Source organism: Acetilactobacillus jinshanensis, from assembly GCF_004359375.1.
Taxonomy (GTDB): domain Bacteria; phylum Bacillota; class Bacilli; order Lactobacillales; family Lactobacillaceae; genus Acetilactobacillus; species Acetilactobacillus jinshanensis.
Window position 1 is genome coordinate 385846 of the sequence record NZ_CP034726.1, and the last position, 12086, is coordinate 397931.

At 37.9% G+C, this 12086-nt stretch carries 14 protein-coding genes; 13 read left to right on the top strand and 1 reads right to left on the bottom strand.

Annotated features, from left to right (window positions below):
* A complete protein-coding gene (locus ELX58_RS01980) occupies positions 1-219 on the top strand; it encodes a YneF family protein (RefSeq protein ID WP_133441486.1) in 219 nt (72 codons plus the stop codon).
* 56 nt (positions 220-275) lie between these two features.
* Here the strand turns inward: ELX58_RS01980 and ELX58_RS01985 are convergent, their stop codons facing one another.
* Positions 276-923 (bottom strand): lysophospholipid acyltransferase family protein, encoded by a 648-nt coding sequence (locus ELX58_RS01985; protein ID WP_133441487.1) that lies wholly within the window; start codon positions 921-923, stop codon positions 276-278.
* A gap of 69 nt (positions 924-992) precedes the next feature.
* On the opposite strand from ELX58_RS01985, the gene ELX58_RS01990 reads away from it, so the two are divergent.
* The 12 genes from ELX58_RS01990 (at position 993) to ELX58_RS02045 (ending at position 11977) form a co-directional block, all read left to right on the top strand.
* The gene (locus tag ELX58_RS01990; RefSeq protein WP_133441488.1) at positions 993-1745 is read left to right on the top strand and encodes a tRNA1(Val) (adenine(37)-N6)-methyltransferase; all 753 of its coding nucleotides are present in this window, start codon (positions 993-995) and stop codon (positions 1743-1745) included.
* An 87-nt stretch (positions 1746-1832) separates the two neighbouring features.
* On the top strand, positions 1833-2834 hold the full coding sequence (locus ELX58_RS01995; protein WP_133441489.1) for a D-2-hydroxyacid dehydrogenase: 1002 nt from the start codon (positions 1833-1835) through the stop codon (positions 2832-2834).
* A 222-nt stretch (positions 2835-3056) separates the two neighbouring features.
* A complete protein-coding gene (rpsB, locus tag ELX58_RS02000; RefSeq protein WP_133441490.1) occupies positions 3057-3833 on the top strand; it encodes a 30S ribosomal protein S2 in 777 nt (258 codons plus the stop codon).
* Between the two features lie 162 nt (positions 3834-3995).
* Positions 3996-4820 (top strand): translation elongation factor Ts, encoded by an 825-nt coding sequence (gene tsf / locus ELX58_RS02005; protein WP_133441491.1) that lies wholly within the window; start codon positions 3996-3998, stop codon positions 4818-4820.
* A gap of 134 nt (positions 4821-4954) precedes the next feature.
* Positions 4955-5671 (top strand): UMP kinase, encoded by a 717-nt coding sequence (pyrH, locus tag ELX58_RS02010; protein ID WP_133441492.1) that lies wholly within the window; start codon positions 4955-4957, stop codon positions 5669-5671.
* A 15-nt stretch (positions 5672-5686) separates the two neighbouring features.
* On the top strand, positions 5687-6250 hold the full coding sequence (gene frr / locus ELX58_RS02015) for a ribosome recycling factor (RefSeq protein ID WP_133441493.1): 564 nt from the start codon (positions 5687-5689) through the stop codon (positions 6248-6250).
* A 31-nt stretch (positions 6251-6281) separates the two neighbouring features.
* Entirely contained in the window at positions 6282-6701 is a 420-nt protein-coding gene (locus tag ELX58_RS02020; protein ID WP_133441495.1) for a hypothetical protein, read from the top strand.
* 25 nt (positions 6702-6726) lie between these two features.
* The gene (locus ELX58_RS02025) at positions 6727-7470 is read left to right on the top strand and encodes an isoprenyl transferase (protein WP_133441496.1); all 744 of its coding nucleotides are present in this window, start codon (positions 6727-6729) and stop codon (positions 7468-7470) included.
* Positions 7471-7489: 19 nt separating this feature from the next.
* Entirely contained in the window at positions 7490-8278 is a 789-nt protein-coding gene (locus tag ELX58_RS02030) for a phosphatidate cytidylyltransferase (protein ID WP_133441497.1), read from the top strand.
* Positions 8279-8299: 21 nt separating this feature from the next.
* Complete coding sequence (gene rseP / locus ELX58_RS02035) at positions 8300-9574, top strand: RIP metalloprotease RseP (protein ID WP_133441498.1); 1275 nt, start codon at positions 8300-8302, stop codon at positions 9572-9574.
* 34 nt (positions 9575-9608) lie between these two features.
* Positions 9609-11324, top strand: a complete 1716-nt coding sequence (locus tag ELX58_RS02040; protein ID WP_133441499.1) for a proline--tRNA ligase — start codon at positions 9609-9611, stop codon at positions 11322-11324.
* 38 nt (positions 11325-11362) lie between these two features.
* Complete coding sequence (locus tag ELX58_RS02045) at positions 11363-11977, top strand: PolC-type DNA polymerase III N-terminal domain-containing protein (protein ID WP_133441500.1); 615 nt, start codon at positions 11363-11365, stop codon at positions 11975-11977.
* Positions 11978-12086 lie beyond the last annotated feature (109 nt).

A 12086-nucleotide genomic window follows, 5' to 3' on the forward strand; every position in this document is an offset into this window, starting at 1 on the left:
ATGACGTGGCTTTGGATTTTACTAATTATTGTATTTTTCTTAGGTGGAATTGTTGTTGGCTTTTATGCTGCTCGTAAATACATGAAGACCTACTTAAAGAATAATCCGCCAATTAACGAAACTCAGTTGAGTTTAATGATGTCTCAGATGGGACGTCGTCCTTCTAAGAAGAAATTACGTCAAATGATGAACACTATGAAAAATCATCAAAATTATTAAAAAGAAAAGGCGACATAATATTTCTATGTTGCCTTTTAATTTTATTTTAATTAGCTTTATTTATTTTTTAAGTATTCATCCGAATAATGGAAATTAGGGTTGAGTGACTTATCTAGTGTGTTAAAAGCATCCTGCATCTTTTGATCAATTGCTTGTTGACCTGCTTTACTATTTAACTTTAATTTTCGACTGACGTAGATTGGTTTACCAAACGCAACGTGGGTCGTTCGATGGGATGAAAATAACTGCTTAAGAGTTAACGGACCTTGATAGACAGCTGGTTCTAAAGGTAATCCTGATAATTGAGCAATTAATGCGGCACCGCTTTTAGCCTTGCTAGAATGACGGCTTCCGGACGGAAAAATCATAAACGACAGATTAGTCTTTTTTAAAAGCTGAACTGGTCTAATGATGACTGACGGCCCAGGATTTTCACGGTTGACGGGGATGCCGTGACACTTAGTTAAGATGTATTTAAGGACTTTGCTCTTATAAAGTTCTTTCTTAGCTAGGAAGCCAAAATCCTTTGGTGAACCTTTTGGACTGGCGGCTAAAGCTAGCATAATGATATCTAACCAAGTCCGATGGGGTGCAATTAAAATATAATTTCCCTTTGGAATTAATTCATGGTTTCTTACGTCAATTTTACCGTTAATTAAATGGACGATTGATCGAGCGAGTTTTCTTAGAAATGGATAAAGCAATTAGTATACCTCCCAAACTAAATGTATTTTATTATTTATTCATAAAAATGTAAATAGGGGCCTATTAAAATGGGATTAAAGCCAAACGAACGAATTGATGAATTATACAGTTTAGGCATTAAAATCATTCAAAATTCAAAGACGTTCTCGTTTTCTTTGGATGCCGTGTTGTTAGCTTACTTTGCTCAATTGAAACGATCTTCAAAATCATTAACGGTTGACCTTTGTGCAGGTAATGGTGCCGTGGGTCTATTTGCCAGTCATAAGACTCGTGGCAAAATCATCGGGGTTGAAATTCAGCCTAAGTTAGCCGATATGGCTAAAAGAAGCGTTGAATTGAATCACTTATCTTCACAAATTAAGGTTTTACCAATTGATTTAAAGGACGTTTTTAAATTCATTAAGCCGAACTCTGCAAACGTGGTGCTGTGTAATCCACCGTACTTTAAGACGTTACCAACTACTAAAGTTAGTGGCAACCCTTATTTAGCAATTGCCAGAAGTGAGATTAAGACCAATTTAAATCAGGTTATCTCAACAATTAGCAAGTTATTAAACACGCGTGGAACGGCGTTTATCGTTTATCGACCCAATCGGTTAATTGAAATGTTAAACACGTTACAGAAGAACAAATTAGTCCCTAAAGCAATTCAATTTGCTCACCCGAGATTAAATCAGCCATCGCAATTAGTACTGATTAAAGCCGTTAAATGTGGTAAACCTGGCGTAAAAATTTTGCCACCGATTATTGTGAGGAATGAAAATAATTCGGGGTACAGTAAATTTATGCATCAAATCATGTTCGGGTCATGGAACGCGTGAAAATGCCGAAGATTATTAGTTCTTAATATTATAATTTATATGGCTGAATGTTATAATACATGTGTTCATAGATTTGGAGGTATTCATATGAAGAAAATTATTGCATATGGTGTCCGTAAAGATGAAATGCCATACTTTAAAAAGTGGGCTGAAGATAACTCTGATGTTCAGGTTAAAACTGAACCTAAGTTATTAGATGACAGCACTGTTTCTGAAGCTAAAGGTTTTGACGGTGTTGATGCATATCAGCAGAAACCATACACTGCTTCCGTATTAAACAAGTTAGGCAGTTATGGTATCCACGCATTATCATTACGTAACGTTGGTGTTGATAATGTTGATGCTAAAGCTTTAAAGGCTAACAACATGAAGTTAACCAACGTTCCTTCTTATTCTCCAGAAGCCATCGCTGAATTAGCTGTTACTGACATGCTTCGTTTAGTACGTCGTGGCAAGATCTTTGATAAGAAGATTATGCATGGTGACTTACGCTGGGCTCCAGACGTTGCCGATGAAATGGACAAGATGACCGTTGGTATCTTTGGTACTGGTCACATTGGCCGTATGGTAATCAAGATTTTACGTGGTTTCGGATCCAAGATTATTGCTTACGATCCATACCCTAACCCGAAGTTAGAAAAGGAAGGTATCTACGTAAAGAACCCTAAGGAATTATATGCTAAGTCTGATATCATTACTATTCATGCACCAGCATTAAAGTCTAACTACCACATGATCAACGCTAAAGCATTCTCCGAAATGAAGGATGGCGTTTACTTAATCAACGCTGCTCGTGGTACTTTAGTTGATACTGATGCTTTAATCAAAGCATTAGACAGCGGCAAAGTTCAAGGTGCCGGCTTAGATACTTATGAAAACGAAGTTGGTAACTTTAACAAGAACTGGGGCAGCCTTGATGCTATTCCAGATGCTCGTTTAAAGAACTTAATCAAGCGTGATAACGTAATCGTTACTCCACATATCGCTTTCTACACTAAGATTGCCGTTAAGAACATGGTTGAATTCTCCATGAGCGCTAACAAAGACTTACTTGAAACTGGCAAGTCCGATAAGTTAGTTAAGTTTTAATATTAATTATTAAAATTTTTATAAAAAAGATATGGTCATTAAGTTAATCATATCTTTTTTATTTTGGATTGAAATCGACGATGAAATCGGTTAACATGTTTATTGGTGCTTATGCGCCAATTCACACTCGTCACGATAATCTGATAAGTGCTCAATTGGAAGTTGGGTTGTTGGATTAAAAGACTGGCGGGGAGGATATAACTAAATTGGAGGTATTTTTATATGGCAGTTGTTACCATGAAACAGCTCTTAGAATCTGGAGTTCACTTCGGTCACCAAACCCGTCGTTGGAACCCTAAGATGAAGAAATACATTTTCACTGAACGTAACGGTATTTATATCATTGATTTACAGAAGACCGTTAAGATGTTAGGCGATGCTTACAAGTTCATGAAGAACGAAGCCTCAAAAGGTGCAGTTGTACTTTTTGTTGGTACTAAGAAGCAAGCCCAGAACACCATTCATGATGAAGCTACTCGTTGTGGTCAGTACTACGTTAACCATCGTTGGTTAGGTGGTACCTTAACTAACTGGGTAACTATTCACAAACGTATCGTTTACTTAAAGAAGTTAAAGAAGATGGCTAAAGATGGCACCTTCGATCGTTTACCTAAGAAAGAAGTTTCTGTACTTACTAAACGTGCCAAGAAATTAGAATACTTCTTAGGCGGTATCGAAGACATGCCTCGGATTCCTGATGTTATGTACATCGTTGACCCTCGTAAAGAAGTCATCGCCGTTAACGAAGCTCATAAGTTAAACATTCCAATCGTTGCTATGGTTGATACCAACACTGACCCTGACCAGATTAACGTTGTCATTCCTGCCAATGATGATGCTATCCGTGCCGTTAAGTTGATCACTTCCAAGATGGCTGACGCTATCATTGAAGGTAACCAGGGTAAAGAAGGTAAGGATGCTGGCGCTAAAGCCGCTAGTGATTCCGATGCTTCTGCCAAGAAGTCTGACGATAGCAAAGACGATAACGACAATAAATAATTGAAATTATCTTAAAAGAAAGCTGTTTATTCATTATGAATAAACAGCTTTTTTATTGGTCGTGTGTTCGTAGGGTAGTTATGATATAATTGATTTACAAAATAAAATAAGAAATTTTAGGTCATTGATTTAAGATGATTTAAAATTTCGGGAGGTTAAAAAATGGCTAAAGTTAGTTTTGCTCAAATTAAAGCATTACGTGATGAAACTAATGTTGGAATCGTTGCCGTTAAAAAAGCATTAGATGCTGCTAATGGTGATAGTAAAAAGGCAATGGACATCTTGAGAAAACAGGGTGCTAAAAAGTCTGCTACCAAGAGTAACAATAAGACTGAAAATGGTTTAGTTAACGTTGCTACAAAGGGTAACTTTGCTGTAATCGTTGAAGTTAACTGTGAAACTGATACCTTAACTGCTAACTCTGATTTTAAGGGCTTAGTTAAGTTAATCAGTGACGCAATCTTAGCTAATCAGCCTAAGACTGTCGATGATGTTCTAAAGTTATCATCTAAAGATGGTACTATCAAAGACAGCATGAACCACATCATTCAGATTACTCATGAAAACATTAAGTTAAAGCGCTTTAAGTTACTTAAAAAGACCGATGATGATCACTTTGGTGCCTACGTTCATAATGGTGGTCAGATCGCTTCATTAGTTCTTTTAAACGGTGCTGATGATAACACTGCTGAAAACGTTGCAATGCATGTTGCTGCTATGGACCCAACTTACATGAGCTCTAAAGATATTTCTGATAAAGACATGGCTCATGAAACTGCCGAATTAAAGAAAGAAGCTCTTAATTCTGGTAAGCCTGCCAAGATCGTAAAGTTCATCGTTAAGGGCCGTATGAAAAAGCACTTATCACAGATTTGCTTAGCTGATCAGCAGTTCGTAATGGATGACAAGAAGACCGTTGCCCAGTACGTTGCTTCTAAAAAAGGTAAGTTAGCTGCCTTCGTTCGTTACCAAATTGGTGAAGACTAATTTATTAATATTATGATTAAAGATGTGCCAGATAATATTTTGGCACATCTTTTTTGTTGTAAATGTTAATAATTAGCGTAGTATGATAAAATCAACGTAGATCTGTAGATTCTGTAGATAATGGAGGAAACATCTTGTCTGATTTAAAATATAAACGAATCGTTTTAAAAATAAGTGGTGAAGCCCTAGCCGGGGACCAAGGCTTAGGGATTAATCCTGACGTTATTAAAGCAATTACTAAGAAAGTAAAGATTGCTTACCAAACCGGAATTCAAATTGCCATCGTTGTCGGCGGTGGTAACATGTGGCGAGGCGTTACCGGTGCCAAAGTTGGTATGGAACGAAGCCGTGCTGATTACATCGGGATGTTAGCCACAATTATGAATAGTTTAGCTTTACAGGACGGTTTACGAGCAATTAATGTCCCAGCCTATGTTCAGACGTCGATTTCAATGAGACAGGTTGCTGAACCATATAACTTAGACACCGCTTTAAATCATCTTAATCACCATCAAGTTGTTATCTTTGGCGGTGGAATTGGTAATCCTTACTTCTCTACTGATACAACAGCTGTTCTTAGAGCTGCAGAAATTCACGCAGACGTCATTTTAATGGCTAAGAATGGAGTTGATGGTATTTATTCAGCTGACCCTAACAAGGATCCAAAAGCCGTTAAATATAGCCATTTAAACTACGTTGATTTAATTAAAAAGAATCTTCAGGTGATGGATGCCACAGCTAGTTCATTAGCAATGGAAAATCACATCCCGTTGATCGTATTTGATTTTAAAGCTGCTGACAATATTACTAAAATTATTAAAGGTGCTTCCGTCGGCACTCTTGTTGATTAAAGGAGACGGTTCGTTATGTTAAATCCAAATAATCTTTTAAATGATAGTAAAAAGAAAATGCAAAAAGCCATCCGTAATTTAAAGCATACGTTAGGGACCGTAAGAGCGGGCCGTGCCAATGCCAGTATCTTATCCGGTGTTAAAGCTGAATATTACGGAGTTCCAACCCCGATTAGTCAGATGGCATCAATCACAACACCTGAACCAAGGGTCTTAACCATTAACCCATACGTTAAGAGTTCCTTAAAGAACATTGCCGAAGGGATCATGAAGGCTAACATTGGTCTTAATCCAACGAATGACGGTAGTGTAATTCGAATCATTATTCCTCAGTTAACTGATGAACGTCGTGATCAGTTATCTAAGAAGGTCAAAGCCATGGGTGAAGAAAGTAAAGTTACGATCCGTTACGTTCGTCGTGATGCCATGACCGCCATTAAAAAAGGTGATAAGAACAGTGACATCACCGATGATCAAATGCACCGGTTAGAAGATCAGGTTCAGAAGCTCACTAATCAATCGACTAAAGGTGTTGACGATGCCGTTAAAGCTAAGCAGCACGAAATTCAAACGGAATAATACGTTAGATAACGAAAGGGTTTAGAGTAAATTGGCTAATAAGCAACACATACTTGAGATCACGCCAGGCTCATCCAAATTTAATAACATGGTGTTTCAGATCACCAAGCCGATGAGTGATACCTTGCTTCAAGCAATGGATTATAAAGGTCGACATTTACAAGAAATCCAAAAGGGGATTTTTGTAATGCCGATTTACGTAAAAGGTAAATTCAATTTGTTTATGATTGTAGGTCGCTTGGTCGCAAAAGACTGGGTCGCTGCTTTTTCACTTGCAAAAGTTAAGCATCATAAAGATGTTACCGCAGTTACTGATTTATCAGATCCGTTCCCAACGGGGATGGGTTTGAACATGCTTGGATCAAGAAGCCCTAAATCAGCTGATCATGTATTAAAATATTTCCAGACGCTAATTGAAGCCAAGTACGGTAAATGGCGTTTAGTTAAATAATTTAGAGAGAAAGAGTTTTTAATAGATGTTACATACTGATGAACGTGAACTAGACCCTAATAATATTCCTAAACACGTTGCCATTATTATGGACGGTAACGGTCGCTGGGCTCATAAGCGTCATTTACCTAGAATTGCTGGACATCATCAAGGAATGGAAGCCATTAAAGGCGTTGCTTCTGCCGCTGGTCATTTAGGGATTAAAGTTTTGACGCTATATGCATTTTCAACGGAAAACTGGAAACGGCCCAGTAAAGAAGTCAAATACATTATGAGTTTGCCACAAAAGTTTTTTAACACTTTTGTACCGCAGTTGATTCATGATAATGTCCGAGTCCATGTAATGGGCTATACAGATAAGATCCCAGCATCCACTCAAAAAGCTATTAATAAAGCTGTTCAGGATACATCCCAGTGTACTGGAATGATCCTGAATTTTGCCGTTAATTATGGTGGCCAGGATGAAATCGTTACCGCAACCAAGAACATTGCGCAAGAGGTTAAAAATAACCAGATTAAGATTAGTGATATTACACCTAAATATTTTGCTAAACATTTAATGACCGGCTTTTTGGGTAAGTATGCTAACCCGGATCTGTTAATTCGAACCAGTGGTGAACAACGGATCTCTAACTTTTTGCTTTGGCAATTAGCTTATAGTGAATTTCTGTTTCGTCCTGAATACTGGCCGGATTTCAACAAGGATCTATTAGTCGACTCAATATATCAATATCAACAAAGACATCGTCGCTTTGGCGGCCTTAAATAATTTTAAGAGGTTTTTAATTATGAAAAAAAGATTGATTACGGCAATCGTTGCCTTATTAATTTTTATTCCACTTGTAATTTATGGTGGTTCGCCGTTAACGTTCTTGGCATATTTCTTAGGGTTAACTGCTACCGTTGAAATTTTAATTATGGACAAACGAATCTTAGTTTCACCGGAAGCCATTATTGCGTACATTGCGGTAATTATTTTGATAACTCCGGACCGTTGGTTTAGTTCTTTACCGTCATTTTTAAATCAGACTTTTTTGTTTTACGTGATGGTAATGCTGTTGTTATTACGAATGGTCTTTACTAAGAACCTTTTCTCGTTTTCGGATGCCGGTGTGATTGCGGTAACCGCTCTTTACATCGGGATGGGCTTCCATTACTTCCTTAATGCTAGAATTGATGGCATCGACACCATTTTCTATGCATTGTTTATTGTCTGGTCAACCGATACCGGTGCTTACCTAATTGGTAAAAAATTCGGTACGCATCGTTTAGCACCACACATTAGTCCACATAAGACATGGGAAGGTTCATTTGGTGGCTCAATTCTTGCCATGATTGTCGGCACGATTTGGTTATATTACTTCCCAGTCCATGCTTACGGTTTTGTCACCATGTTTATCATTACGATCTTCCTTTCGATCGTCAGTCAATTTGGTGATTTAGTTGAATCGGCAATTAAGCGTCATTATGGCGTAAAGGATTCTGGTAAAATCTTACCCGGTCACGGTGGAATTTTAGATCGATTTGATAGTTTACTGTTTGTATTACCGGTCTTACATCTGTTAGGTATTATTTAAGTTTAGAAGGTAATCTCGATAATGATCTCTACAATAATAGCCTTTATAATTATTTTTGGGATCCTAGTGATCGTTCACGAATTTGGCCACTTCATCGTTGCGAAGAAGTCGGGAATTATGGTTCGTGAATTTTCGGTCGGAATGGGGCCCAAAATATTTTATCATCGGTATAACGGCACAACATATACCTTGCGATTATTGCCATTAGGCGGTTACGTCAGAATGGCGGGCAGTGCTGATGACGATAACGAAGAAATGCGTCCTGGGCGTGCCGTTAATTTAAAACTAGGAACTAACGGTTTAGTCCAGTCAATCAATACCAGTAACAAACACATGTTATTTAAGGGGTTACCGATAGAGGTCGTTAAATCTGATTTAGAGCATCAATTAACCATTACCGGTTACGTAAATGGTGATGAAAATCATTTAAAGACGTTTAATGTTGACCATGACGCCACGATTGTTGAACAGGATGGTACTGAAGTCCAGATTGCACCAGCTGATGTTCAATATGAGACAGCAAGTGTGTCCAAGAAATTGATGACTAATTTTGCCGGTGTTTTTAACAACGTCTTATTAGCGGTAATTGTTTATATGCTGCTATCCTTTGTTCAGGGTGGCGTATTAACGAATTCCAATCAGGTTAATGTTTTACCCCATAATTCCGTTGCTAGGGATGCTGGGATTCAAAATGGTGATCGAATTATATCGATTGACCATCATAAGACACCGAATTGGATTGGTCTTCAAAAACAAATCGCAACTCGACCACATCAAAAAATTAATCTAATGATTAAACGTGATCATCACGTTAAGACACTATCGTTTACAACTAAGTCAAGAGTTATTAGCCACAAACGATACGGGATGATTGGTATTGAGCAGACGTTAGACCATAGTGTCAGTGCCAAATTGATTTCTGGCTTTACTCAGACTTGGAGCATGACTGAACAACTGTTCCATGCGTTAGGCCACATGATCTTTGGTCACTTTAGTTTAAATGATTTAGGCGGACCCGTTGCCATTTTTGCAACGACGTCACAAGCCGCTAAATTAGGGATTACAGGTCTATTGCAATTCTTAGCATTTTTATCAATTAACCTTGCAATTATGAACCTGTTACCAATTCCAGCTTTAGATGGTGGTAAAATAATACTGAACCTTATTCAGGCCATTCGTCGTCGTCCTGTATCTGAAAATGTTGAAGCCACCATTACGTTAATTGGCTTTGCTCTGATCTTAGTCTTAATGGTGTTAGTGACCTGGAATGATATTGAACGCTATTTTATTCATTGATATTAATTAAAAGTAAATTAGGGAGCGCTATTTTATGAGACAATCCAAAATGTTAATCCCGACGTTAAAGCAGAACCCGAAAGGTGCCGTTGCTTTAAGTCATATTATGATGTTACGAGGTGGCTATATCCATCAGGTTTCTGCTGGTATATATGCCTACTTGCCATTGGCTTATCGGGTTCTTGAAAAGATTGAAAAGATTATTAATGACGAAATGCAGAAGATTGGTGCCATTCGAATGTTGGTACCAACCTTATTACCCGCTAAGTTATGGAAAGAATCCGGCCGTTTAAGTACTTACGGACCCGAATTATTTAAGTTAAAGAACCGTCGTGGTACTGAATATATCTTAGGACCAACCCATGAAGAAACCTTTACGGCTTTAATTCGTGATACCGTTAATTCCTATAAAGATTTACCATTAATTCTTTATCAAATCCAGTCTAAGTTCCGTGATGAAAACCGTCCTCGTTATGGCTTATTACGAGGCCGTGAATTTCTTATGAAGGATGCTTATTCATTCTCCTTAAATGATAAAGATTTAGACCGAATCTATCACAATATGGATGTCGCTTATCGAAAGATTTTTGATAAGATGCAGTTACACTACCGACCAATCATTGGTAACGGTGGTGCCATGGGCGGATCTGATTCACAAGAATTCTCCGCTCCAGCTAAAGTTGGTGAAGATACCATCGTTTATTCTGATAAGGGTGATTATCAAGCTAACTTAGAAATGGCTACTAGTAAGTGCATTGCTAAAAAGCCTGACGTTGCACCAAAGAAATTAGTTAAGAAATCTTGTCCTAACACCAAGACGATTAAGAAGTTAGCTAAGTTCTTAAAGGTTGAACCAAAACAGATTATCAAGAGTGTTCTCTTTATTGCTAATAAGAAGAAACCAGTCTTGGTATTAGTTCGTGGTGACCATGATGTTAACCCAACTAAGATCCAGAACTTCTTAGGCGCTGACTTCTTAGACTTAGCTACTCCTAGCCAGATTAAAAAGCTTGTGGGCTGTGTACCTGGTTACGTAGGCCCAGTTAATACTAACGTCAAGATTTTAGCTGATGATTACGTTAAGTACATGGTTAATACCGTTGCTGGTGCTAATGAAAATGACTATGATTACGTCAACGTCAACCCAGGCCGTGACTTTAAGGTTGATGCTTATGGTGACTTCCGTCTAGCTAAGGAAGGCGACGTTGCACCAAACGGTGTTGGTCATTTGAAGTTTACACCAGGAATTGAAATTGCCCATATCTTTAAGTTAGGCACTCGTTATTCTAAAGATTTAGGTGCTACCGTTTTGAACGAAAATGGTAAGCGAGTACCAGTTATTATGGGATGTTACGGAATTGGTGTAAGTCGTTTACTTTCAGCAATTGCTGAACAGCAGTCTGATGATAATGGCTTAGTATGGCCAATTTCAGTTGCTCCGTTTGATATTCATATCATTCCAGTTAACGTTAAGAATGATGTTCAAATGAACTTGGCATTATCCTTAGATAAACAATTAACTAAGGATGGCTATGAAGTCTTACTTGATGACCGAAAGAAGCGTGCTGGTGTTAAGTTCGCTGATTCTGATTTAATCGGAATCCCATTAAGAATTACCGTTGGCCGTGACGCTAAACAAGGTGTCGTTGAAGTTAAGATCAGAAAGACCGGCGAAACGGTAAAGGTTCGTAAAGACGAACTAGAAAACACCATTCCAATCTTTAGAAAAGAATTAAGTAATAACAAGTAAAAATTCGTTAAGCATATCATATTTAGGAGGATTGCAACGTGGCCTCGTATCAGCATGATTTATTTAAGAAGCTAATCGAAAAATTACAGTTAACGACTCCATCTGCGCAAAAAGCTTTGCAGGACGGTTTGCTAACCGAATTAGTTATTCATGATCGATCCAATTTGTGGTCTTTTCAAATTACGTTGGCTTCGATTATGCCTTATAAGATATTTCAAGATTTTATGCAACGTCTGCATAACGTCTTTGCCGGTTCATCTTTAAAGGTTACGTTCCATATTGACCAGCCTAAGGTTACCGATTCTTTGATTAAGGATTATTGGCTATGGGTCGTTAATAATTGCCATCTTTCATCAATCCTAAAGCAACAGCTAGCCAAAAACAGTCAGCTTAAAGTCACTAACGGTCAAGTATCACTAGATACCAAAGAAAGATCTCTTCGCAGTTTCTTAATGGACGGTGCTTTAGTTGATCTTGAAGATACGTATCATCAACTAGGCTTTCCGAATTTTAAGATTCATGTTGCTGGCGTTAGTTCTAAAAGGAATTTGCCGACTCAAGTTGTTGATTTTCCGATTAAGAAAACCAAGAGTGACGTTAAATTAGCTCGTGAAGCCGTTAAAGCCTTAGATAACGACGAAAAGCCCAAATAATTAAGGGATCGTTTGTTATTAGATAGTGGATATGATATGATTTAATTGAAATAGAAACTCGGTAAAAGAGTGAGCAGAAATGCTCGCTCTTTTTATTGGGCTCTTTAGG